The organism is Tangfeifania sp., assembly GCF_055108615.1.
The window spans coordinates 26,670-50,109 of sequence record NZ_JBSQIC010000021.1 but is presented as its reverse complement, the minus strand read 5'-3'; the positions used below and the strand labels follow the sequence as shown (position 1 = coordinate 50,109).

Below are 23,440 nucleotides of genomic sequence, written 5' to 3'. Positions count from 1 at the left end.
AAAAATAAAAGAAACGCTAAAATTCGCAAAGAAAAAACAAATGACTGAGAATGATACTACTCAGTTGCTCACCTATCTGAAATTATCAGGAATAAAACCAGGACTACTAATAAATTTTAACTCCAAAACATTAAAGGATAACATTCACCGGGTGGTCAATAATCTTTAAACTTCGCGCTTTTTGCGCATATAATTTTGCGAGTCTTTGCGTGGAAAATTTTATCAGCACCTCAAAATAATATTCATCCCTAAAACTTTATTATTATGTCATTAAAACATGGAGCAGGTAACATTGGGGTTTTAACAATTTGAATATCTTTGAGGGCTGTAACCTAAATCAATTAACTTTTTCTGAAAATGAAAATTACCGGAACCATCTTGTTAATTTTAACCGTTTCGCTGTTAAATGCCGCCCCGCTGAAAGTGCTGAAAAACGACACAATAAATGACACTCACAACAAAGATTTTGTTTACAACGTAAAAAAAGCGCAGTCGTCAATTATCATCGACGGTGTGCTTGATGAACCCGACTGGCAGGCTGCCCAAAAAGCCCAACCATTTTACAGGGTTCTTCCCGTCGATACCGGCTTTGCCTATCAGCAGTCGGAAGTTATGATGACGTATGACGATGAAGCACTTTACATGGCCTTCGTGTTTTACGACACGGTTCCCGGCAAACGCATAATGGAGTCATTCCGGCGCGATTTCAATTTTGGAAACAACGATAACTTCCTCTCTTTTTTCGACACATTTCTCGATCAAACCAACGGTTTTTCGTTCGGTATATCAGCGTCGGGAGCAAAATGGGACGGCACCATGAGCGACGGCTCTGCAGTGAACCTCGACTGGGACTGCAAATGGGAGGCGGAAACCGTTCATCATGACGACCGGTGGGTATCTGAAATGCGCATTCCATTTAAATCGGTCCGGTATCCTTCGGGCGGCCAGCGCTGGAATGTGAATTTCAGCCGCCTCGATTTGAAAACCAATGAAAAATCGAGCTGGGCACCCGTACCGCGTCAGTTCCCAACAGCGTCGCTCGCCTACACCGGGGTGATGCGTTTTGATGAACCGCTGCCAAAATCGAAAATCAATTTTTCGCTGATTCCCTACATTTATGGAAGCTTTGCCAACGATTATGAATTTGGCGACGGTGCAGAGTACGACAAAGATTTTGGCTTCGATGCCAAAATCGGTTTTTCTTCGTCCATGAACCTGGACCTGACCTACAACCCAGATTTTGCGCAGGTGGAAGTGGATCAGCAAGTGACCAATATCGACCGTTTCGAACTGTTCTTTCCTGAAAAGCGACAGTTTTTCCTCGAAAACAGCGATCTTTTTTCAGGGTTTGGCTACCACACGGTAACACCATTTTTTTCGCGCAGGATTGGTTTAGATGCACCGGTTTTGGCAGGTGCACGGTTGAGCGGAAAACTGGGCAACGACTGGCGCATTGGGTTCATGAACATGGCAACCCGCGAACACCTGGCCCGTAATTTCACCGTGGCTTCGGTACAGAAAAAAGTTTTTGCCCGCTCCAATTTCGGGTTCATCTTTGTGAATAAAGAATACCTGAATCAACCCGACAACTCCAATTTATTTAACCGCGTTGCCGGCTTCGATTACAACCTGGCCAGCAAAAACAATTTCTGGGAAGGCAAATTTTTCTATCACCGCTCATTCCAGCCCGGCAATCCCGACAAGCAATATTCACAGGGAGCTCGCCTCGGGTACAAGACAAAAAATATCCAGGTAGAACTTTCGCAAACATCGGTAGGAGAAAATTACCGCGCCGAAACAGGTTATGTTCCCCGGACAGGATACAATTTTTTAGGACCTGAAATCCGCTATCTTTTTGTTCCAAATAAAAAAGTAGTAAGCCACGGCATTGAAGTTGAACTGGAAAATTATTTCGATCCGGAATACAAAAAAATTGAACACATTTACACCTACAGCTACATGTTTGAATTCCAAAACCGTTCAAATCTGGAGTTTGGTTACCAGGATTCGCATGTGAAACTTCAAAAAGATTTCGATCCCACTCACATCAACGGACATTCGCTGGCAGCAGGTAGCAGTTATCGTTTTGGCAGGGCTTTTATTAATTACATGTCACCATCAAAAAACCTGTTCAACTGGCAGGCCGAAGCAGCCAAAGGAACATTTTACAATGGCAATATTCAATACATAGAGGGGCAGCTCGGCTACCGTTTCCAACCCTATGTAAACATGACCATGAATTTTAACTACACCGACATGGATTTGCCACAGCCGTTTGAGCATACCAAATTATGGCTACTGGGTCCCAAGCTCGATGTTACTTTTTCTAGAAATATTTTCTGGACCACGTTTGTACAGTACAACGAGCAACTGGACAACATGAATATAAACATGCGGTTTCAGTGGCGTTACCAGCCTGTTTCGGACATTTACCTGGTATATACCGACAATTACATTCCCGGAAGCTGGACATCGCGAAACCGGGCGCTGGTATTGAAAGTTACTTATTGGTTAAATTAGGCAACTAATTTCTCAACCGAAAACCGATTTTGTTCTGTTTTACCAAAATGTTAAACCGGATGGGGCTATCTTTAAATCTTTTAAACCTCGATAAATTCGATTATCTTTGCGCTTCTTAAAAACAAATCGTATTTTATTTGTTTAAATAGTAACGTTATAAACGCAATATAAAATGAAAGTAACTGTAGTTGGAGCTGGAAATGTTGGAGCAACCTGCGCACAGATAGTTGCCGAAAAAAACATTGTTCAGGAAGTAGTTTTAGTCGATATTAAAGAAGGAGTATCGGAAGGAAAAAGTTTGGATTTATGGCAAACAGCCCCGGTTAATTATTATGACACCCGGCTAATTGGTTCAACCAATGACTATTCAAAAACAACTGACTCTGATGTAGTTGTAATCACATCAGGAGTTCCGCGTAAACCCGGAATGAGCCGCGATGACCTTATTTCAATTAACGCCGGTATTGTTAAAAGCGTTACCGAAAATGTTGTAAAATATTCTCCGAAAGCAAAAATTATTATCGTTTCCAATCCGCTCGACGTAATGACATACGCTGCTTTCGTTACGGCCAAAAAGCCTAAAAACGAAGTAATGGGAATGGCCGGAATTCTGGACACTGCCCGTTACCGTGCTTTCCTTGCCGAAGCGCTGGATGTTTCGCCACGCGATATTCAGGCATTGCTGATGGGCGGACACGGCGACACCATGGTTCCGCTGCCCCGCTATACAACAGTTTCGGGCATTCCGGTAACCGAATTAATTGACAAAGAAAAACTGGATGCCATTGTTGATCGAACCAAGAAAGGTGGCGGCGAACTGGTTAACCTCATGGGAACTTCAGCATGGTACGCACCAGGTTCGGCAGCAGCACAAATGGTAGAAGCCATTGTAATGGACCAAAAACGCATTTTCCCCTGTTGTGTGAAACTGGATGGCGAATATGGCCTCAACGATATGTTCGTTGGTTCTCCGGTTAAACTTGGCAAAAACGGTGTGGAAGAAATTCTGGAAGTGGCTTTAAACGAGGAAGAAAAAGAGATGCTGCACAGCTCAGCAAAAGCAGTTAAAGGTGTTATGGATGTGTTGGACGAAATGAACATCCTGTAAAAAATATAACAGATTACTGATAGTTGGAACGGCTGTTTTACAAAGCAGCCGTTTTTTTTGTTTATTTTTGAAAAATGAAGATTACTGTTCCCCTGCAAATAATCGAATTGGAAGACGATAATTATCACCTCGTTGTTTCCTCGGTGCTTCCCGACGGAAATGAAGGATTCTGGGTGGTTGATACCGGTGCTTCGAAAACGGTGTTCGATAAAACCCTCTCGGAATACTTCTCAATTGACAACCAGGGCCCAGAAGAAGTGCACACCGCTGGAATTGGCGAAAATCCAATTGAAACCGAAACAGGCCGGCTCCAATCGTTTTTGCTGGGTAAAATGAAAGTGGAAAACCTGCGGGTGGCGCTGCTCGATTTATCGCACATCAACACCTTTTATTCAAAAGCAACAAACCGGAAAATCTGCGGGTTAATCGGAAGTGATTTTCTGTTGAAACACCAGGCAACAATTGATTACAAAAAAAAAATGCTCCGATTGAAATTATAAACTTTTCATTTTTGCAAACCTGAACAATTTGGGTATATTTGCTGCGCTCAAAATGAAGGCTTTGGAATTAAATATCAGGATATCGAAAAAGGCACTTGCCAAAATTGCAGTTTTTGCTGCATTGATTGCGGTTGCTGTACTTTTCGACGAATATTTTGAGAACCATCCGGTAGAGATGGATGAAATGGAAGAAACGACCGACACTTCAACAGAGTTTGGCGTAGTTTACCTCTTCAACCCTGTTAATTCCTGCGGTGCCAACACATCATTTCAAAAACCCCCGTCGCGCAAACTATTTGAGCATTCGCACAACAAACACATTCAGCAATACCACCAGGTTAGAAACTACCAGGTGCTAAAAGCTGAAAGCAAAAAACCACACACCCCCTTGATTTTTTCATACCACCATCTCACGTTCAGGCATTACTACTTTACTTTCCCTGACGACGATCCGCTGCTGTCATAACCAGATTTGGTACATTCGTTATACCTGAAATAGCGAATTCCAGCAACACTTGCAAAAGTGATTCTCAACTTTTTTTCAGGAAAAAATTTCAAAAAAATAAAACAATTTAAAATTTAATTTTCATGCAAAACAAAGGTGCTATTTTAACACTTGCCATCTTGCTTGCCGCCGTTTGCCTTTACCAGCTATCGTTTACCTGGAAAGCCCAACAAGTGGAAAAAGATGCTGTGGAGTATGCCCAGGGCGACCCGGACAAAGAGTATTTTTACCTGGACTCCATCTCAGGCGAAGTTGTATATAACTTTTTGGGCCTGAAAGAATTTACCTACAAAGATGTGAAACAACTCGAGCTTAACCTCGGCCTCGACCTCAAAGGAGGTATGAACGTAACGCTTGAAGTTTCAGTTGAAGATTTAATCAGATCGTTGTCAAACAACAGCACTGACTCCACGTTCAATGCTGCTATAGCCCGTGCCAACGAATTGCAGGAAGATAGCCAGGAAGATTTTGTAACCCTTTTCGGTGAGGCATTTGAAGAAATCGATCCCAACGCGCGGCTGGCATCAATTTTCCTGACACTCGAACTTCGCGACCGAATTAACATCAATTCAACCAACGAAGAAGTGCTCGATGTTATCCGCGAAGAAACCAATGCTGCCATCGACAATGCTTTTAACATTATCCGCACACGTATCGACCGTTTTGGAGTGGCGCAGCCCAACATTCAGCAGCTACAGACAAAAGGCCGCATTTTGGTTGAACTCCCCGGGGTGAAAGACCAGAACAGGGTTCGCGATCTGCTTCAGGGAACGGCCATGCTCGAATTCTGGGAAACCTACGAAAACCAGGAAGTTTACCAGTACCTGCTGCAAGCCAATGAACGGTTAAAAGACCTGGAATCGATTGAAAGCGATACAGCAGAAACTGAAGCCGAACAGGTTGATGAAGTTGATGAAACCGCTGAAACAGCAGAAGAAGTTGCGGAAGCTGATACCGCTGAAACAGAAAGCTCATTACTCGATGAACTTTCAGAAGGTGCAGCAGATGACACTACAGGAGCTGGAATGGATAACCTTGAAAATTTCAGGGAAGAATATCCGCTTTTCGCTCTCTTAAACCCAAGCACCGACCAGCAGGGGCAACTGTTCCCCGGCCCGGCTGTGGGAATTGCTCATTTTAAAGATACGGCAAGGGTGAACGACATACTGGCCCGTGAACAAATTAAAAACATTTTCCCGCGGGATTTGATGTTCCGCTGGACAGCCAACCCGGTTGACGAAGCAGGAAATTATTTCCGCTTAATCGCATTAAAAGTAACTACCCGCGACGGTGAACCACCACTTGATGGCGACGTTATTACCGATGCCCGCCAGGATTACGACCAGTTTGGTTCAAACCCGCAAGTGTCGATGACCATGAACAGCGAAGGTGCCAAGATCTGGCAACGGATGACCAAAGAAAACATTGGCAAATCAATTGCTATCGTGCTCGACGGCTACGTTCGCTCATTCCCAACCGTTCAAAATGAAATTTCAGGCGGTCGTTCAAGCATTACCGGGCTCGAAAGCATTGAAGAAGCAAAAGACCTTGCCAACATTCTGAAGTCGGGTAAAATGCCCGCCCCGGCACGTATTATCCAGGAAGAAATTGTTGGGCCTTCATTGGGCCAGGAAGCCATTAACAGCGGTTTCTATTCGTTCCTGATTGCATTTATCCTGGTACTGATTTACATGTTCTTCTTTTACAGCCGCAATGCCGGCCTGACAGCCAATGTGGCACTGATAGCCAACATGTTCTTTATTATTGGAATACTCGCATCGCTGGGTGCTACATTAACACTGCCCGGTATTGCCGGTATTGTGCTTACAATAGGTATGTCGGTTGATGCCAACGTGCTTATTTACGAAAGGGTACAGGAAGAACTCAGGGCCGGGAAAGGACTTAAGCTGGCTATTTCTGATGGGTATAAAAATGCGTATTCCGCAATTATCGACGGCCAGGTAACTACCCTGCTCACCGGTATTGTGCTTTATGTATTCGGGTCAGGACCGATTAAAGGTTTTGCAACTACCCTGATTATCGGTATTATCACCTCACTTTTCAGTGCCATATTCTTAACAAGAATTATTTTTGACTATAGACTGAAAAAGAACAAAAAGATTTTATTCAGTTCAAAATTCACCGAAAACTGGTTGCGTAATACCTCCATTAAATTCCTGGAAAAAAGAAAAATTGCATATATCGTTTCCGGTGCACTGATTATTTTGTCCATTGGTTCGCTCGCCGTTCGCGGATTAAATTACGGCATCGACTTTAAAGGAGGCCGCACCTATGTGGTACGCTTCGACCAGGATGTGCAGGTGAACGATGTCCAAACTGCCCTGGGTAACGTTTATGGCGAAATTCCCGAAGTAAAAACCTTTGGTGCCGACAATCAGGTTCGAATCACTACTGATTACAAGATTGATGACGACAGTAAAAACGTTGATAACGAAGTGGAAGAGTTGTTAATGCAGGGGCTTCAGGAAGAAGGACTGATTGACAGCAACGTAACACTTGAACAGTTTACATCTGATTACCAGATGAGTTCGCAAAAAGTTGGCCCGTCAATTTCTGACGATATCCGAAAAGATGCTGTTATTGCCATCAGCCTTGCCCTCGTTATCATCTTTTTATACATTCTTGTCAGGTTTACCAACTGGCAGTATGGCCTGGGAGCAATTGTCGCCCTCGCCCACGACTCCATAATTGTGCTCGGTATTTTCTCGCTGCTGTACAATATTTTGCCGTTCTCGCTTGAAATTGACCAGGCATTTATTGCGGCAATTCTTACTGTTTTGGGTTACTCCATTAACGACACGGTGGTAGTTTTCGACCGCATCAGGGAATACATGAAACTGCACCCGAAGCGGCACCGGGAACAAAATGTTGACGAGGCTGTGAACAGTACGTTACGCCGTACTTTTAGTACATCGCTTTCAACGTTTGTGGTGCTGCTCGCCATATTCCTCTTTGGAGGGGCAACCATTCGCGGGTTCACATTCGCGCTTCTCGTGGGAGTTGTTGTAGGTACCTACTCATCGTTATTTGTAGCTACGCCAATTTCGTACGAGTTCCAAAAGAAAGTGGCAAAAGTTGTCAGCAAGCGTAAAAAATAATGCTTTGAAGTAATACGAATAAAGTGAATAGCCTTGCATTTTGCAGGGCTATTACTTTTTTAAGCCATCATTAAAAATTGATGGTTCCAATTTGTATATTTGTGAGCTAAATAAAAAAGTAGAATGAACCACATATTATTCATTAGCGGAGGGGAACTTGTTTTGGTAATGCTGCTGGCATTGCTTTTTTTTGGTGCAAAAGCAATTCCCGATATTGCCAAAACCCTGGGAAAGGGAATGCTCGAATTTAAAAAGGCAACCAATGAGATAAAGCGCGAAATCAACGAAAACACTTCTGATATCAAAAAGGATTTCAACGAAATTAAAGACAACGTTAAAAAGAAAACCGATGAAGTGAAGCACGAATTTGACGAGCAAACTTCTGACGTGGAAAAAAACATTCAGAAAATATCGGAAGATGTAAAAGAAAAAGCCAACGAGGCTACTGAAAAAGTGGGTAAAGAAACCACCAAATTAGGAAAGAAAATAGAAGAATCCGCTGATGATAATGCCAAAAACAAAAAAGATGATGACAAAAAAGGCATTAAAGATTACACAGAGGATTAATTAAACCCGGGATTATGGTTTTGCTTTCAGCCCTGGCAATGTTGGTTTGTTTTGTTTTACTGGCCCGCATTGTCGATTTATTTTTCATTGCTTCCTTAGACAAAATTTCCACCGATCTTCGTCTTTCAAGCGATGCCGCCGGCGCAACACTTATGGCTGTTGGCTCCAGCGCCCCGGAACTGTTCGTAGCCCTGTTTTCAGTATTAAAACCCGGAGAACACCAGGCCATTGGCATTGGCAGTATTGTGGGCAGCGCCATTTTTAACCTGCTTGCCATTGTTGGGGCAGCAGCCCTGGTACGAAAAACCAGGTTAAACTGGCAGCCCGCAGCCCGCGATTTCTTTTTTTACTCCGTTTCCGTGCTGCTGTTGATCCTGTTTATCTGGGACGGAAATTTTACCATGAATGAAGCCATTATCCTATTGGGTGTTTATGTGGTTTATGTAGTTGCCGTGATATACTGGAAAAAAGTATTGCCCTATAACGATCTCGAGTACGATGAGCCGAAAGCAAAAATTAACAAAAAAGGAATTATCGGAGTTTTCGACCGGCTGATTTCACGCATTTTCCCTGACGAAAAACATTACTACCTGGTTTTTCTCATGTCGGTTCTTTTTATTGCAGGATTGAGCTGGGCGCTGGTTGATCTGGCAGTTTTTGTGTCAGCAGCTATGAATATCCCCGAATCGATTATTGCACTTACTGTGCTTGCTGTGGGCACTTCTGTCCCCGACCTCTTTTCTTCTTTAATAGTTGCACGGCAGGGACGCGGCGATATGGCCGTAAGCAATGCCATTGGTTCCAATATTTTTGATATACTCGTGGGACTTGGTTTACCACTGGGCATTTTTATCCTGCTTTACGGCGGAACGGTAGAATCTGGCGGAGACATTACACGTTCGGCTGTCATCTTGTTCGGCTCAGTTGTTTTACTCCTGCTGCTGCTGATTTTCAGCAAGTGGAAACTTGGGAAATTATCAGGTGGTATCCTGATTGGAATTTATATTTTATACATCATTCAGGAAATACTTTTTGTTTAAAATTGAAGTTATTAAATAAAATATTTGGCCGTTGATAAAAGCAAAAAACATAAAAAAATCGTTTGGGAACCTCGAAGTGTTGAAAAATATCCACCTGGAAATTCCGCGGGGAAAAATTTATTCGGTGGTGGGTGCCAGCGGTGCAGGCAAAACCACTTTGCTGCAAATTTTGGGAACACTGAGCAAGCCCGACAGCGGCGAAATTTTTTATAACGACAAAAATGTGTCTGCACTTCCTGAAAAAAAACTTGCTGAATTCCGGAACAAGGAAATCGGTTTTGTATTTCAGTTTCACCACCTGTTGCCGGAGTTTACGGCCCTCGAAAATGTTTGTATCCCGGCTTTTATCGCCGGACTTTCAAAACGGGATGCCGAGAAGGAAGCGATGAAACTGATTGATTACCTGGGATTAATCGAACGAATCCACCATAAACCTTCAGAATTGTCGGGTGGTGAAAAACAGCGGGTAGCAGTGGCGCGCGCCTTAATTAACAAACCCGCCGTTGTTTTGGCCGACGAGCCCTCGGGCAACCTCGATTCGGCCAACCGAAACGAATTGCACGACCTGCTCTTTAACCTGCGCGACGATTTCGGGCAAACCTTTGTAATTGTTACCCACGACGATCAGTTTGCTGAACGTTCCGACAAAATTATCCACCTAAAAGACGGAGTGATTGAAGGATGGGAAAACGGGACTACAGAATGACTGAAGGGAGGTTTGATCTCAAAAAATTTCTCGACGAAAAGGCAGAAAAATACAACCGCCCGTTATTCACAGAAACCGATCCTGTGAAGTATGACTTTGCACTTTTCGGAGTGGGCATTTTTGAAAAATTTTAAACATGGCACATAACAACTGGTTTCAGTTTAAGCAATTTAAAATTATTCAGGAAAAAGCAGCCATGAAAGTCGGTACCGACGGGGTTCTGCTCGGTGCCTGGGTGAATATTTCCGGTGCAAATACAATGCTGGATGTGGGAACCGGCACCGGCATTATTGACTTGATGCTGGCACAACGCTCCCGGGCAAATATTACCGGGATCGAAATCGAAAAAAATGCAGCAGGCGAAGCAGCTGAAAATGCCCGTAATTCGCCCTGGCCAAACCGGATTTCTATTCACCACAAATCTTTTCAGGAATTTGCGGCTACAAGTCAAAATCAATTTGATTGCATTGTTTCCAATCCGCCATTTTTCGAAAACAATAAAAAACCGGCCGACAGTAACCTGGCCATGGCGCGGCACAGCGATTTACTTTCGTTTACCGATTTGGCCGAAGGAGCCAAAAAACTGTTAACAGCAAAAGGAAAACTGGCATTGATTTTACCGGCAGATAGTGCCCCAAAATTCATTGAAACGGCAAAACACCATGGGTTATACCTTTCATTTTTAACGGAGGTAAAACCCAACCCACAAAAACCGGCCAACCGCAGCCTCATGGAATTTACACAAAAACCACAACAGCCTGAAAAAACCAGCTTAAGTATTCGGAATGATGAGGGCAGCGACTTTTCACCTCAATACAAAATGCTGACTCACGACTTCTACCTGAAATTTTAAGCTACCTGTTTAATATTTTGGCTTTCAGGGGTAAACTGAAATTAAAAAATGTTTTACGAACAATTGTGTTATTAATGGGTTAATTCTCTATAATTACCGACCATATTTCAGACAAAAAAGTATTTTATTCCCGGTAGATATTATTTTTGCTGACTTTAAACAAAAAAAAGAACATTTTAACAGAAGAATACGGCATGACATTTACTATGAAACCAGAAGTACAAATTGACACCAATTACTACAGAGTACTGGATATTCGCAATTTAACAGAATCAACATTTGTGTTGCAGCTCCCCAAAAGCAGGTTCAAATTTGAAGCGGGCCAACACATTTCGCTTTCAATAAAAGGAGATTATCAAAGTCGGGAGTACTCCATATACAGCGCTGAGGAAGGAGAACACCTCGAAATTTTAGTGAAAGAAGTTGAGGGTGGTTACTTTTCGCCTAAACTGAAGTACCTGAAAAAAGGTGATATGGTAGAAATTCATGGCCCGTTTGGAAAATTCTCGCTCGACAATAAAAGGCGCGATACCCACAAACATGTATTTATTGCCAGCGGAACAGGCATTGCCCCTTTTCACAGCATGATCCTCAGTAATCCCGGTTTAAACTACCAGATGATTCACGGCGTGCGCTTTGCAACCGAAGCTTACGAAAAAGAACATTACGACAGCGACAAATTTGTTTTGTGCACTTCGCGCGATGATTCAGGTGATTTCCAGGGACGTGTTACCAATTACCTGGAACAAAACCAATTTGATGAAAACACCAGCTTTTACCTCTGCGGCAACAGCGACATGATTTTCGATGCCATGGAAATCCTGAAAGGAAAAGGGTTTAATCGCGACAACGTAAATGTGGAAGTGTATTTTTGAAAGATGTCGGAAGTCCGGGAAAAGTCCGTAAATAAAAGCTGTCATTCCCGCGAAAGCGGGAATCTCATAACCTATAGCAGATCCCCGCTTTCGCGGGGATGATGGCTGAAGCCATCACTTTGAATCCACTTTTTCACCGTAAGCGAGATCGCCGGCATCGCCGAGCCCGGGCACGATGTACGATTTAGATGTCATGCTCTCGTCAACAGCGCCCAACCATAGTGTTACATTGTCTGCTTTAATGGTTTCTTTAACGTACTCCACTCCTTGCTGACTGGCAATAATTGCCACTAGGTGAACATGTTTTGGTGTGCCTTTGCTGAATAGCGCTTCGTAACCTATTTCCATCGATTTTCCCGAGGCCAGCATGGGGTCGGAAAGAATAACCACTTTCTCGTCGAGCGATGGCGAGGCCATGTATTCAAATTCGATTTCGAAACCGCCATTCTCCGTGTATTTTCTATAAGCGGAAATAAAACAATTCTCAGCGCGGTCCAGAATTTTCAGCAACCCGTTGTGCATGGCCAAACCGGCACGTAAAATGGTAGCCAACACAGGTTGTTTTTTTAACACCGGAACTTTTGCAGTTCCCAGCGGCGTTTTAATATCTGAGGTATCATATTCCAGCTCCTTACTGATTTCGTAGGCAAACAATTCGCCAAGGCGGTATAAATTTTCCCTGAACCGCAGCGGATCTTTCTGGATGGATTCGTCCCTGATTTCTGCCAGGTACTGGTCGAATATGGTTTGGTTGTTTCCAAAAATTTTTATTTCCATTTATCAAATAATTTGTATTTACGTAAAAACAACATCTCCCTCTCCATCCTGAAAAGAAAAATTTTTTTCTGCAAAAATAGGATCCAATTCTTTTGAATAGCCAGCAAACCGGGTAATATTTTTTCGAAACCACCACATTTTTCCTGTTTTTCCAAGGGCATTTCTCAGGTGGGGATAAAAAACTACCAGGCTGGTTGATTTAATCCGGGCTAAATGGGCCCAAAGAACGTGTGCCACATCGTTCAGCACGCCTTCTTTATAGTAGATAAACGGCACGGAAGCATGGTTGTCGCGAACCGATAACAGCAGCAATGCTACAGTTTCAGGTCCCTTTTTCACCTCCAGGAATTCCTGACTGAAATTTTCAACCCGGTAAGTGAAAGGGTACGAAAATTCCGGGTCTTTTTTGTTATACGTAACCCAGGGATTTTCCACTATCCAGTTTAATTTCGCACTGTCTTGCAATAAAAAACTATCCCCGGAATGTTGTTTTACAAATTCTGCCAGATTATCACCTATAGTGATCCTCGAATTTATTGAATATTTTTCAGGTAAGTGTCTTTTTAACAGGGATGAAACACGGAGGGAAATCAAAGCATTCAAAATTTTATCGAATACCGAAAAAGGGTAGGATAAAAACCGTTTTTTTTTGTTTTTTAGCAACCACTCACCCGAGTAAAAGCGAAGAAAAAAACGGGAGCCTTTAACCGGTGGAAAAAACGTAAACAATCCTGTTTTTTCGAGAATGGATTGGGTGTGGGCTGTGGCATCGGTAACAAACATTCGCTGCCGGCAAATCCGAAGAGCATGCAAGAGCACCGGGAGACCAAACTTACGCCCATACTCTGGATGAACCCACCATCCTGAATTGGAAAACACACGCTCTTCTGATCCTGAAATTTTATGCGGAAGCAATCCCGCAAATGCCAGCAATGTGTCGTTAGTGGCAACAAAAACCAGTGCCACATCATCTTTTTCGGCATGCGGATTTTTGAATTGTGAAATAGCCCTGTGAGGTGTAATGGGTTTTGGATGGAGACTTTTATATTCCCGGCTTTGGATAAAATCAGGCAATGCTCCTACTGTAATTTCCCTGATTTCCATGCATTATTTTTTTGAGTAAATATAATCTACCAATCCGCCCACGTCCCTGATTTCAATAATCTCAAACAAATCGAATTTCATCCCGAATGTTTTTTCCAGCTCCTGTATCAAAATCACGTGGTTCAGCGAATCCCATTTATCGATATCGTCGGCCGAAGTTTGTTCACTTAAATGCGCGACATCTCCAAAAACTTTTTGAAAAATGATGAATGTCTTTTCCGCTATTTCTTTTCGTTCCATCAATGTATTACCGTTTCCAAAAAATTACCATTTTCCCGCAGACCGAAAATCCCAGCCGCGTGTACAAAGGTACTGCCTTTTGCGTGGCCTGCAAAACCACTTTGTTTGTTTCCTGTCTGCACAAACTTGTTACATGCCGAATGAGCCCTGCCGCCAAACCTTTTCCCCGAAAAGCCCGTTTCGTTGCAATAAAATAGAGCCCGGTGGTATTTAAATCGGAAAAGGCAAGAAGGCCGCTGACCAGTTCTCCTGCAGCAAATAGCCCGTAAAAACTGAAAGCATCTTTATCATTCATTTCTTCAGCCAGTACCGGATTCATTTTTGCCGATTGCAAGAATTCTGCATTTATCAAATCCATAAAATCATGAAGTTCAGTAGTCGTCTGCAGTTTTCTGATTTCAACGTTTTTTTGCTGCCCGTGTGGTTTTGATGCGAAGGATCGGGCATTCATAAGTGTCCATATTTTTACCGGATAAATATCTTTTTCACGCAGGATTTCCAAACTCTGCATATTGAAAAAATCAGCATTGCAAACTGCGAATCCTGGTAGATTTTCGGAAACGGTTTTGGTTAGAATCTGCCCGATATCTGTTGCCGGATTTGGGGAAAGCTCAAGCCCGAAAACCATTTGCGGCCAGCTGTTGTTTAGTCCGCTAACCGCGCAAAAATGGACTTCCTCAATCAGTGAAACCGAAGGACATGCACCAGCTTCGCGATAAAAATTAAACAGGTTATTTATATTTTCATTCATTTGTTTGAGAAGCAAGAAATTGTGACACAAGCATTTTTTTATCGGTCTTTCCGGAACGGTTCAGGGGAAATTTGGGAATGCCGGTAATTTTTTCCGGAATTTTATAGTGGGGAAAACGAAGGGCCATTTTTTCGGTAATTTCGTTTCCGTTCCCCTGGTAATTTTCGATGAATACCACTAACTGCTTCATCCCCGGAGATTTTTCCACGGCCACCGCGGCCACATTTCCTGCCCCTGAGATAATTTTCCGCACCCCATTTTCAACTTCAGCTAAATCAATGCGGTACCCGTTTATTTTAACCTGATCGTTTAACCTGCCCAGAAAATAAAGATCCCCCTCATCGTCTTGCTCCACTTTGTCGCCAGTTGGATAAAATTGTTTTGACTGCCCGTTGGTTTCAATTGTTTTGAAAGGCTGCTCACCGGAAAACCAGTATCCTTTCATCATTTGCTCCCCGGTAATGTATAGCTCGCCACGGTTTTCCTTTTGGCCTGGCATTTTTTGAATAAAGACTTCAACGTTTTTAAAAGGCTTGCCAATACTCACCACATTGTTTTTTTCTTTCAGTGGTTCCCCGGGAAGGCACTTATAAATGGTTGCTGTAATTGTGGTTTCGGTTGGACCATATCCATTCGAAATTTCGGCATTCGGTATGCGGGGCCGCCAGGCTTCAACGAAACCGGCAGGAAGCGCCTCGCCTCCAAAATGGAAATGTTTTAAGCGGGGCAGATGAATCGACTCAAAAAACGGCCGCAGGCAAGCCAATAATGAAGGGGTAGCCTTTACCCAGGTAATGGGTTCTTCGGAAAGAATTTTAGCTGTCGCAAAAGGTTTGAACGGGCTCTCGGGAACCGAATATACAGTAGCCCCCAGAAGAAATGGCACCAGGTAGCCGGAGAAGGCAGCATCGGCTGTTAATTCGTAGGTTTGTAAAAAATTATCGGAAGCATCGAGATCCGGGTATTTTTCGAGAAATCCTTCGAGGTAAGCCGCTACATTTTTCAGGGTGATGGGCACGTTTTTGGGTGTTCCCGTGCTTCCCGAAGTGTTTAAAACGTACAGGGTCTGATTTTCATCCCAGGGGAAAAGCGAAGATTCTTTATCCGAAGAAACATTTCTGTTATTCAAAATATTTGCATCCTTAAAACCCGTTTTGTCCGTTTTTTTCCCAGCACTGAAAATGAATTCGATATTGTATTTTTGAATAATCTCTTCATTTACTGCCTTTGGTGCCTTCGGATCCAACGGAACAAAAACGCCACCCGAAAACCAGATGGCAAAAACGGCGGCGTAGGTTTCCGAAAATTCATTGACCAGCACAGCAACCGGTTTTTCGGCCCTGAATCCGGGTTGGGATTCAAGTAATTCGCGGCTGCCGTTTATAAATGACAAAAATTCCCTGTACGTATAGCTATTATCCTTCAGACAGAAAGCTTTATTTTGTCCAAAGCGGGTAAAAGTATCGAGATATTTTTGGATGAGATTCATTTTCGTTTCACCAGGTTTTTAGCGATCAAAGCCTTGCCAAGATAGTAAAAATACTCTGACCGGATAATTTCTTCTGCTCCATTAAATCCATGAATTTCCATTGGTATTCGCTGAAGGTTTCGGGGAGCTTCATCGCGTTTAATCCCCGAGGTGCCGAAACTTATCTCCACGTTCATTTCATCGGTAAGATACCTGAATAGGGAAAGTGGTACTCCTAAGTCGCTGAAAGGGAATGAAAATACCCGGTGCCCGGTTTTTAAATTCGATTCAATAAAGCGAAAGCTCTGTTCGATTTCTGATTTCATTCGCTCCTCGTTCAGCACATGGAATTCCGGATGGCCGAAACTATGCGACCCGATTATAAAACCGTCGGATTGCAACTGCCGTATTTCTGACAAGTTCATGTAGGGTTTAAAAGTATTGAGGGCCTCTTCAAAATCGATTTTGAAAAGACCGGCCAGCGCTTCAATTTTTTCGATATCGGCAACGGTAAAATTTTTTACAATTTCCACCAAATCAACTGATTCCTGCAGGGTTTCGCCAATCAGGATACCTGCTTTTTTTAGCAGTCCGTTGGAAACCGGTTGCAACACTTTATCGATGAGGAGGCTCACCATTTGCCGATGCGATAATTGTTGGTTTCCAACAAAAGCAGGATTGATAAAAAACGCAGCGGGAATTCCTTTCTCTTTTAAAATTGGGGCAACAACATGCCAGCACTCTGCAAACCCGTCGTCGAAACTGAGAAAGAAGCCTGGTTTTTTGGGTTTTTCCCCGCTTTTGGCAAAATGGAAAACCTGGTGGTAGTCAGCTGGCGAAAAGTGTGAAAGCAGAAAATCGAGGTCTTCCCGGAACTGTTTCTCAGTTGGAACAGGATAGAGATGTTTCACGCAGGGTGATGGCGTGTTGGTTACCGTATGGTAAAAAGGAAAGATAAAATTTTGACCGGATAACCTTCGAAGCCATTTCAGTGGAAAAGGTCGAGACATTCTGAGTGCCAGTTTTTTAATTGACAGTCGGTTCATTCTTGCCGTTTTAGAATTTATTCAATGGAAAAGGCAACTTGTTTTGAAAAAGTTGGTAATACGTTTCAGGAGTAGCACCAAATCCTTCAAAAAAGCGGGCTATCCCCGGTATTACAGAGCCTTCAAAATCGATAACCAGGTTTTTGCCCGCGCTTGTCTGCAGCAGTTGATCAAGTAAATAAAACATGGCCCTTAGTTTCTTCCCTTCCGAACTGGAAACGGCATTCAGGTAAATCAACCTTTCTTTCCAACGGCAAAAATAAACGGCCGCACACAATTCATTGGATGGCGAGTAAATGCCGGTAATTTCCCCGATTCCTTTATACTGGCTGTAGGCAATGATGCTTTTTAATTTTTGAATAACAGATTTAGAAGTATTGCCCGCTAAATTTTTCTCTTTAAAAGCCAGAAACTCTTCCAGCCTGGTTCCTTCTACAAAATTCAGGTGATTTCTATTTGCCTTTGCTATGTTCCGGCGTGTATTTTTGGAATATGCCCCTGCCAGGCTTTTATAACCAATGTTTAAGGGAAGCAGGTGATTTTTTCGGGTGGACACCATAAGATTTTGCGGCGGAGGATTGGACGAGTTGGTTTGAATATTTAAATACCTGAAATAGCTGGATGCATTTTTATAAAACTGAGCTGCAATTTCGGGTGCCGGGTTCGGGAAAATTCCCAGTTGCTGACTATAAAACGGCTGATAAAGATATTTTATCCCCCATTTTTTTCGATGGGGAAGCGGCATCACAACATCATAATCTCCCCAAACCAAGGCATCCCAGACTTCAGCAGTGCGGTCGAGGTGCCACGACATGGCGTAAACCCTGCTGTTGCCGGCGCTTTCAATGCAAAGGTCCCATTTTTTATAATCAATGTCCTGATGCTCAATATATTTTATGCCTCCGCCATTACTGCTCATTTGCCCACTCAAATCCTTTTTTATTCATTTTCTCAAAAACGTTGCGGTATCCGTTCCAGTGGCCTTCGTCGTTCACCGTTTCGTTGTGCCAGATGCCCACAAATATACCACCTACATTTTTAACCTCCTGCATGAGTTGTTCCACTTTTTTAACTGCCTCATCGGGCGAGAGGTTCAGGTAATTGCGCAGCGTTACATCCATCACCTGAAACGGATAAATTTTGAGATTTGTTGCCTTCTCCTTTTTCACATCAAAAAAACAGAAAGGAGTGCAAATTCCGGCCCTGAACCCGGCCTGCGAGGAATATCCCATAGTGTAATCTTCTTCAATACCTGCCTTAACCAGTCGCCGGTAGGTCCGCGGAAATTTCAGGCGCAGAAAATGCTGCCGGCTTTTTACTGGTTTTTCGCCTGTTATTTCTTCCAGTCTTTTTATTTCAGCATACAATTTGCCTTTCCCTTTTTTCTTGCTCGAAGAATAGGACGGATGAATTCCAACATGGTACTTTTGGGCTGTTTCCTGAATAAGTTTTCTGAATAATTTGTTTTTGTACGAGATGTTTTTGTCGTAGCGTTTGTAATCGCCCAAAAGAAAGAAGTACAGTACTTTGTTCTCATTTCCTTTAAAAACCGAGTCGAGGTAACTGTAAGTGTCATACGGATCATTTTCTTTTCCCTGCCACACGCGGATACGTTTTTTTACTTCAGCAATCTCTCCTTTTGAAAATGATTTGGCAAGAGCTCCCAACCCCCGCCAGAATCCTTTATGCGAAAAAGCCCATGCATTGTCAATGTCGATGGATGAGATGAATTTAAAATTCGATTTCGGGAATTCAACTTCAGGGAATTTCTCCTTCATTTTGGCTGCCAGCATTTGTGCCCAAATGTTTACCACCGGCTTTTCAAGTAATCCGGTTTTATAAAGAATGCTCTTTTCTGCCGGGTAGCGTTTGTATTTTCCGTGTTCTTTTTCAAGGTATTCTTCGTACCGGCTTACCAGGTAAAACGCTGCAGCAAAAAGGTCGAACGGAAAAACAGAATCTTTCGAGCTTTCGAAGAAATATTTCTCCCCTTCGTACCAAACCGTTTGAATATTGGGTTGGATGAGTGCTTTGCAGTGCATAAACCGGTGTGGTTTAATGTACAACTCATCGCCAAATTTTTCGTACGAGTAATTTATTTTGGGCAGTTCCGAATTTAAAAATTCAGAAGACTTACCCGTAAAAGCTATTTCGGCATTAAGAATCTGGGAAAAAATCAATTTTGCAGTGTACTCGATACGGGGATTAAGCTCATCGGAATAAAAAAGTATCATGGTTTTGGTCTTTTTACATCATGCCTTCATCGGCAAGACTAAGATAACTGTTTTGTCCGATTATGATATGGTCGAGCACGGAAATGTCCATCACGGCTGCGGCATTTTTTATTTTCCGGGTAATTTTCAGATCGGCATCCGAGGCTTCCATTGTGCCTGACGGGTGGTTGTGGCAAAGGATTAGCGAGCTGGCCAGTTTCTCCAGTGCATTTTTCAGGATAATCCGTACATCGATAACGGTACCTGAAATTCCCCCCTGGCTAATCATAAAGTGATCGATGATTTTATTTCCCCGGTCGAGCAGCAACACCCAGAACTCTTCGTGGTTGAGATCGCCGAGCAACGGGGTGATAAAATCGGCAGCATCGCGGCTGCTGGTAATTTTCTTTTTCACAAAAACCTCGGCTTCTTTGCGGCGTTTGCCCAACTCAAGTGCCGCCACTATGGAAATGGCTTTTGCTTCGCCAATACCGTTAAACGTTTTCAGGTAGTCGATTCCTTTTCGTCCCAGGTCGTTGAGGTTGTTATTCACCGAAACAAGGATCCGGCGGCCCAGTTCTACCGCGGTTTCATTGAGGTTTCCGGAACCAATCAGGATTCCAATAAGCTCGGCATCGGTAAGTGAACGTGCTCCTTTAACCAGAAGTTTTTCACGTGGCCGATCTTCAACAGCCCACTCTTTTAGTTTAATTTTTTTGTATTCGCTCATTTTTATGGTATGGAGTGATTTAACAGGAGTAAAGTACAAAAAATATAATAAACCCTAGCGGCAGGAAGCAAAAAAAACCTCTCCGCAAAGCGAAAAGGCTTTCAATTTATCATGAAAATTTCTTTTATAAGCTATTCAACTGTCCTGCCAGTTTCGATTTCAGGTTGGCTGCCTTGTTTTTATGAATGATATTCTTTTTTGCCAGTTTATCAATCATAGAAACCACTTTAGGAAGTCTTTTTACAGCTTCTTCTTTATCGGTTTCGTTCCGCAAATCCCTAATCGCGTTGCGGGTAGTTTTGGCGTAATACCTGTTGTGTACGCGCTTTTTCTCGTTTTGCCTAATTCTTTTTAAAGCTGACTTGTGATTTGCCATTTTCTTCTTTTAAAATCATAAAAAATTAAGTAGCCCGTAGGGGATTCGAACCCCTGCTACCAGGATGAAAACCTGGCGTCCTAACCCCTAGACGAACGGGCCATCATATGTTTCCCTAAAATTGGGACTGCAAAAATACTTCATTTTTGTTATCCACCAAATTTTCTTTATAAATTTTTCTCCTCCGTCTCTGGAACCTGGACCCAAATATTTAATTATTGAAACAATGTTTTTTATATTTCGTAAATAATACCTGCTATTCTCGGATCGCTGGCAATAATGGTAATAATGGTCGATCTTGTAAAAACAACTCAAAAAGTTGTTACAGCAGAGAAATCATGAATTGTGGTTTCGGGTTATAACCTGGCCTTTCCTGCTTTCCATGCACAGAATTGTACTAAAAACAATGTTTGTACCGGCAACTGGTTTCATTTTAAAAGTCTGCCATGAATTTGTTGTGCCGGTCTTCATTCAATTTTTATTCAAAAAATTTAAAAGCCTAACATTCGGGAGTATGGATTACTTCTTCTAATTTTTTTAAAAACTATGTCAAAATTATACTTTTTCCCTTTCATTCCTTTCCCTCCATTATTTAACAATTTTTTTCCAAATTGTGCTTCAATTTGAAGCACATACGATAGCCATTCACAGTTCAAAGAGAAATTATATCAAATATTATTATTAATTTTACAACAATAATAAATAATTACTAATATGCATAACGAATTCAATGCTATAATTGAAAAAGATGGTAAATGGTTTATAGCTTATTCGCCTGAAATTCCGGGAGCTAATGGACAAGGACTTACAAAAGACGAATGTCTTAATAACCTTACAGATGCAATCTATCTTATTTTAGAAGATCGAAGAAAGGATTTCATGAGAGGTCTCCCAAGTAATGTAATAAAAGAGAAAATAGTCGTAAAGTGAAACGAAGCACTATATTAAAACATTTAAGGCGAAATGGTTGTTACTTAAAACGTGAAGGCCGATCTCATTCATTATGGTGTAATCCTAAAACCGGACATATTGAAGCTATCCCTCGTCATGTTGAAATTCCAAATAAACTAGTAAAAAAAATAGTACGTTCACTATCTTTACCTGAATTATAATAATGTGTTAGATAAAAAGCTTCAAAATTTGTCAATAGTAATAAATGATTTTATCGAAGTACCTCTTTTTAAGGAGGTTCCTTCTGATAGACTACGATCATTGGGTTTAGCCGTTTCAGATGAAGATTCATTAAGAGCAAGATTCTCAGACTTGTGCAATATTTTGGATAGAATGAATAAAAAGGAATTGGATAGGTTTACAGATGTATCTACAAAAGATAGCAGAGATTGTCTTATTTGTTTAATGAAAAGGATAGTGCCTGATGAGCATGTAAAAATAGACCAAACGATTGATGTGCCGCTTGGGATGATTTTGCTTTTTAGGGGTTATATTACTCACCGGAGGAATAGAGGTATTCAGAAGCCATTAAATTCATTACCAAATTTTTATGAATTTTTTTTTGCGATTACATTCCAACAGGGTAACTTATATTAGAGAGAAAAGAAAAAGCAAAAGTGCCGTCAAAGGCTCGAACGTTTCAACGGGAAACAGTTCATCATTTTAGTTTACACCGTGCTCAAAAGGCATTATCCTGATTTTTACCGGCTGCTGGAAAGCATCCCCGACCACAGGGCGCGGCGCAGTTACAGTATTGCCGAGATAATCATGGGCGGGTTGTCGATGTTTATTTTCAAGTGTGGTTCGCGTAACAACACCGACAAGTTTATTACCGACCGGGTAGAAAAGAATTTTATCACCATCTTCGGTCTGCGCCTGCCTGTGATGGACACGGTCGATGTTTTTTTGCGGGAGCTGCCAACTTGTGAGCTTGAAAAACTAAAACAGTTGCTGGTGCGGCAGTTAATCGAAAAACGGGCACTTGATAAGTTTCGTTATCGTGGCCGTTGATGGCACAGGAGTTTACAGTTTCGATTACGAACCTTTTGCGGGTTGTCCGCACAAAAATAGCAAGAAAAAATATTTTATCCCAATTTCATTAACTCCTTTTAATCAGTGCTTTATTGATATTAGAAAAATCAAGCGGAATTGCTGGTAAATTTTTCTCTGCAAAGATTTTTTAACCTAAACCTTAACGAACCCGGCTGACAGCATTCTGAAATTAAGTTTTTCAAGAATGTGAAAATTACATTAACGCAATTCAAAATTCTGTCCCAGGTAAACCCTTCTCACATCTTCGTCGTTGGCCAGCTCTTCGGCATTGCCTGCTTTCATAATCGATCCTTCAAAAAGCAGGTAGGAGCGGTCGGTAATCGACAATGTTTCGTGAACGTTGTGATCGGTAATGAGCACTCCAATATTCTTCTCTTTAAGTTGTATAACAATCTGCTGTATGTCTTCCACAGCGATTGGATCCACTCCGGCAAACGGTTCGTCGAGTAGAATAAATTTGGGGTCGATCGCCAGCGCCCGGGCAATTTCAGTACGGCGGCGTTCGCCACCCGAAAGCTGAACTCCCTTGCTCTTGCGAATGTGTTGCAGCCCGAATTCATCAAGCAGGCTTTCAACTTTCTCACGCTGGTATTCTTTTGAATATTTGGTCATCTCGAGTACAGCCTTCAGGTTATCTTCCACACTCAGCTTCCTGAAAACCGATGCTTCCTGTGCCAGGTACCCGATTCCTTTTTTTGCACGCTTATAAACCGGCAGTTTGGTGATTTCTTCCTGGTCAAGAAAAACTTTTCCTGAAAGGGGTTGTATCAGGCCCACAATCATATAAAACGATGTGGTTTTGCCGGCACCATTTGGACCCAGCAACCCTACAATTTCCCCTTGTTTCACATCAAAGCTAACTCCTTTTACTACCGTTCGTTTACGGTATTTCTTAACAATATTTTCTGCTCGAAGAATCATTCAGGCAAATAACGAAT

The 23,440-nt window shown here is 42.3% G+C and carries 27 protein-coding genes and 1 tRNA gene; 16 read left to right on the top strand and 12 right to left on the bottom strand.

The window, feature by feature from the left end:
- Positions 1-40 precede the first annotated feature (40 nt).
- From ACTCNA_RS06940 to ACTCNA_RS06885, 12 genes are all read left to right on the top strand, one after another.
- Positions 41-169, top strand: coding sequence for a GxxExxY protein (locus ACTCNA_RS06940; protein WP_462947176.1), 129 nt, complete (start codon positions 41-43; stop codon positions 167-169).
- A gap of 188 nt (positions 170-357) precedes the next feature.
- Positions 358-2,520, top strand: coding sequence for a DUF5916 domain-containing protein (locus ACTCNA_RS06935; RefSeq protein WP_462947175.1), 2,163 nt, complete (start codon positions 358-360; stop codon positions 2,518-2,520).
- Between the two features lie 172 nt (positions 2,521-2,692).
- On the top strand, positions 2,693-3,628 hold the full coding sequence (mdh, locus tag ACTCNA_RS06930) for a malate dehydrogenase (RefSeq protein ID WP_462947174.1): 936 nt from the start codon (positions 2,693-2,695) through the stop codon (positions 3,626-3,628).
- Positions 3,629-3,702: 74 nt separating this feature from the next.
- On the top strand, positions 3,703-4,128 hold the full coding sequence (locus ACTCNA_RS06925; protein ID WP_462947173.1) for an aspartyl protease family protein: 426 nt from the start codon (positions 3,703-3,705) through the stop codon (positions 4,126-4,128).
- Between the two features lie 52 nt (positions 4,129-4,180).
- Positions 4,181-4,594 (top strand): hypothetical protein, encoded by a 414-nt coding sequence (locus ACTCNA_RS06920; protein ID WP_462947172.1) that lies wholly within the window; start codon positions 4,181-4,183, stop codon positions 4,592-4,594.
- Between the two features lie 122 nt (positions 4,595-4,716).
- Complete coding sequence (gene secDF / locus ACTCNA_RS06915) at positions 4,717-7,752, top strand: protein translocase subunit SecDF (protein ID WP_462947171.1); 3,036 nt, start codon at positions 4,717-4,719, stop codon at positions 7,750-7,752.
- 123 nt (positions 7,753-7,875) lie between these two features.
- Positions 7,876-8,319 carry a twin-arginine translocase TatA/TatE family subunit gene (locus ACTCNA_RS06910; RefSeq protein ID WP_462947170.1) on the top strand — a complete coding sequence of 148 codons (444 nt, stop codon included), beginning with the start codon at positions 7,876-7,878 and terminating at the stop codon, positions 8,317-8,319.
- Positions 8,320-8,333: 14 nt separating this feature from the next.
- Entirely contained in the window at positions 8,334-9,359 is a 1,026-nt protein-coding gene (locus ACTCNA_RS06905) for a calcium/sodium antiporter (RefSeq protein ID WP_462947169.1), read from the top strand.
- A gap of 31 nt (positions 9,360-9,390) precedes the next feature.
- Positions 9,391-10,065, top strand: coding sequence for an ABC transporter ATP-binding protein (locus ACTCNA_RS06900; protein ID WP_462947168.1), 675 nt, complete (start codon positions 9,391-9,393; stop codon positions 10,063-10,065).
- A complete protein-coding gene (locus tag ACTCNA_RS06895) occupies positions 10,062-10,199 on the top strand; it encodes a hypothetical protein (RefSeq protein WP_462947167.1) in 138 nt (45 codons plus the stop codon). Before ACTCNA_RS06900 ends, ACTCNA_RS06895 begins: the two co-directional genes overlap by 4 nt.
- A gap of 2 nt (positions 10,200-10,201) precedes the next feature.
- Positions 10,202-10,918 carry a tRNA1(Val) (adenine(37)-N6)-methyltransferase gene (locus tag ACTCNA_RS06890; protein WP_462947166.1) on the top strand — a complete coding sequence of 239 codons (717 nt, stop codon included), beginning with the start codon at positions 10,202-10,204 and terminating at the stop codon, positions 10,916-10,918.
- Positions 10,919-11,124: 206 nt separating this feature from the next.
- A complete protein-coding gene (locus tag ACTCNA_RS06885; RefSeq protein WP_462947165.1) occupies positions 11,125-11,793 on the top strand; it encodes a ferredoxin--NADP reductase in 669 nt (222 codons plus the stop codon).
- 114 nt (positions 11,794-11,907) lie between these two features.
- On the opposite strand, the gene upp is transcribed toward ACTCNA_RS06885, so the two are convergent.
- The 11 genes from upp to ACTCNA_RS06830 form a co-directional block, all read right to left on the bottom strand.
- Positions 11,908-12,570, bottom strand: coding sequence for a uracil phosphoribosyltransferase (gene upp, locus ACTCNA_RS06880; protein WP_462947164.1), 663 nt, complete (start codon positions 12,568-12,570; stop codon positions 11,908-11,910).
- An 18-nt stretch (positions 12,571-12,588) separates the two neighbouring features.
- Positions 12,589-13,674, bottom strand: a complete 1,086-nt coding sequence (locus tag ACTCNA_RS06875) for a hypothetical protein (RefSeq protein ID WP_462947163.1) — start codon at positions 13,672-13,674, stop codon at positions 12,589-12,591.
- A 3-nt stretch (positions 13,675-13,677) separates the two neighbouring features.
- Positions 13,678-13,914 (bottom strand): acyl carrier protein, encoded by a 237-nt coding sequence (locus ACTCNA_RS06870; protein WP_462947162.1) that lies wholly within the window; start codon positions 13,912-13,914, stop codon positions 13,678-13,680.
- A gap of 7 nt (positions 13,915-13,921) precedes the next feature.
- Positions 13,922-14,665, bottom strand: coding sequence for a GNAT family N-acetyltransferase (locus ACTCNA_RS06865; RefSeq protein WP_462947161.1), 744 nt, complete (start codon positions 14,663-14,665; stop codon positions 13,922-13,924).
- Entirely contained in the window at positions 14,658-16,154 is a 1,497-nt protein-coding gene (locus tag ACTCNA_RS06860; protein WP_462947160.1) for an AMP-binding protein, read from the bottom strand. Before ACTCNA_RS06860 ends, ACTCNA_RS06865 begins: the two co-directional genes overlap by 8 nt.
- The gene (locus ACTCNA_RS06855; RefSeq protein WP_462947159.1) at positions 16,151-17,179 is read right to left on the bottom strand and encodes a polysaccharide deacetylase family protein; all 1,029 of its coding nucleotides are present in this window, start codon (positions 17,177-17,179) and stop codon (positions 16,151-16,153) included. The genes ACTCNA_RS06860 and ACTCNA_RS06855 overlap by 4 nt, the downstream gene beginning before the upstream one ends.
- Before the next feature lie 10 nt (positions 17,180-17,189).
- A complete protein-coding gene (locus ACTCNA_RS06850; protein ID WP_462947158.1) occupies positions 17,190-18,098 on the bottom strand; it encodes a hypothetical protein in 909 nt (302 codons plus the stop codon).
- Positions 18,088-19,413: a polysaccharide deacetylase family protein gene (locus ACTCNA_RS06845; RefSeq protein WP_462947157.1), complete on the bottom strand. Its 1,326-nt coding sequence runs from the start codon at positions 19,411-19,413 to the stop codon at positions 18,088-18,090. Before ACTCNA_RS06845 ends, ACTCNA_RS06850 begins: the two co-directional genes overlap by 11 nt.
- A gap of 13 nt (positions 19,414-19,426) precedes the next feature.
- A complete protein-coding gene (radC, locus tag ACTCNA_RS06840; RefSeq protein WP_462947156.1) occupies positions 19,427-20,122 on the bottom strand; it encodes a RadC family protein in 696 nt (231 codons plus the stop codon).
- 124 nt (positions 20,123-20,246) lie between these two features.
- Positions 20,247-20,498 carry a 30S ribosomal protein S20 gene (gene rpsT, locus ACTCNA_RS06835; RefSeq protein WP_462947155.1) on the bottom strand — a complete coding sequence of 84 codons (252 nt, stop codon included), beginning with the start codon at positions 20,496-20,498 and terminating at the stop codon, positions 20,247-20,249.
- Positions 20,499-20,528: 30 nt separating this feature from the next.
- Positions 20,529-20,600, bottom strand: a tRNA-Glu gene (locus ACTCNA_RS06830).
- Positions 20,601-21,212: 612 nt separating this feature from the next.
- Here ACTCNA_RS06830 and ACTCNA_RS06825 point away from each other — a divergent pair.
- From ACTCNA_RS06825 to ACTCNA_RS06810, 4 genes are all read left to right on the top strand, one after another.
- Entirely contained in the window at positions 21,213-21,428 is a 216-nt protein-coding gene (locus ACTCNA_RS06825) for a type II toxin-antitoxin system HicB family antitoxin (protein ID WP_462947154.1), read from the top strand.
- Positions 21,425-21,610: a type II toxin-antitoxin system HicA family toxin gene (locus ACTCNA_RS06820; protein WP_462947153.1), complete on the top strand. Its 186-nt coding sequence runs from the start codon at positions 21,425-21,427 to the stop codon at positions 21,608-21,610. Before ACTCNA_RS06825 ends, ACTCNA_RS06820 begins: the two co-directional genes overlap by 4 nt.
- A 4-nt stretch (positions 21,611-21,614) precedes the next feature.
- Positions 21,615-22,046: a hypothetical protein gene (locus ACTCNA_RS06815; RefSeq protein WP_462947152.1), complete on the top strand. Its 432-nt coding sequence runs from the start codon at positions 21,615-21,617 to the stop codon at positions 22,044-22,046.
- Positions 22,047-22,124: 78 nt separating this feature from the next.
- Positions 22,125-22,460 (top strand): hypothetical protein, encoded by a 336-nt coding sequence (locus tag ACTCNA_RS06810; protein ID WP_462947151.1) that lies wholly within the window; start codon positions 22,125-22,127, stop codon positions 22,458-22,460.
- A gap of 240 nt (positions 22,461-22,700) precedes the next feature.
- Here the strand turns inward: ACTCNA_RS06810 and lptB are convergent, their stop codons facing one another.
- Positions 22,701-23,423, bottom strand: a complete 723-nt coding sequence (lptB, locus tag ACTCNA_RS06805; RefSeq protein ID WP_462947150.1) for an LPS export ABC transporter ATP-binding protein — start codon at positions 23,421-23,423, stop codon at positions 22,701-22,703.
- Between the last annotated feature and the right edge of the window lie 17 nt (positions 23,424-23,440).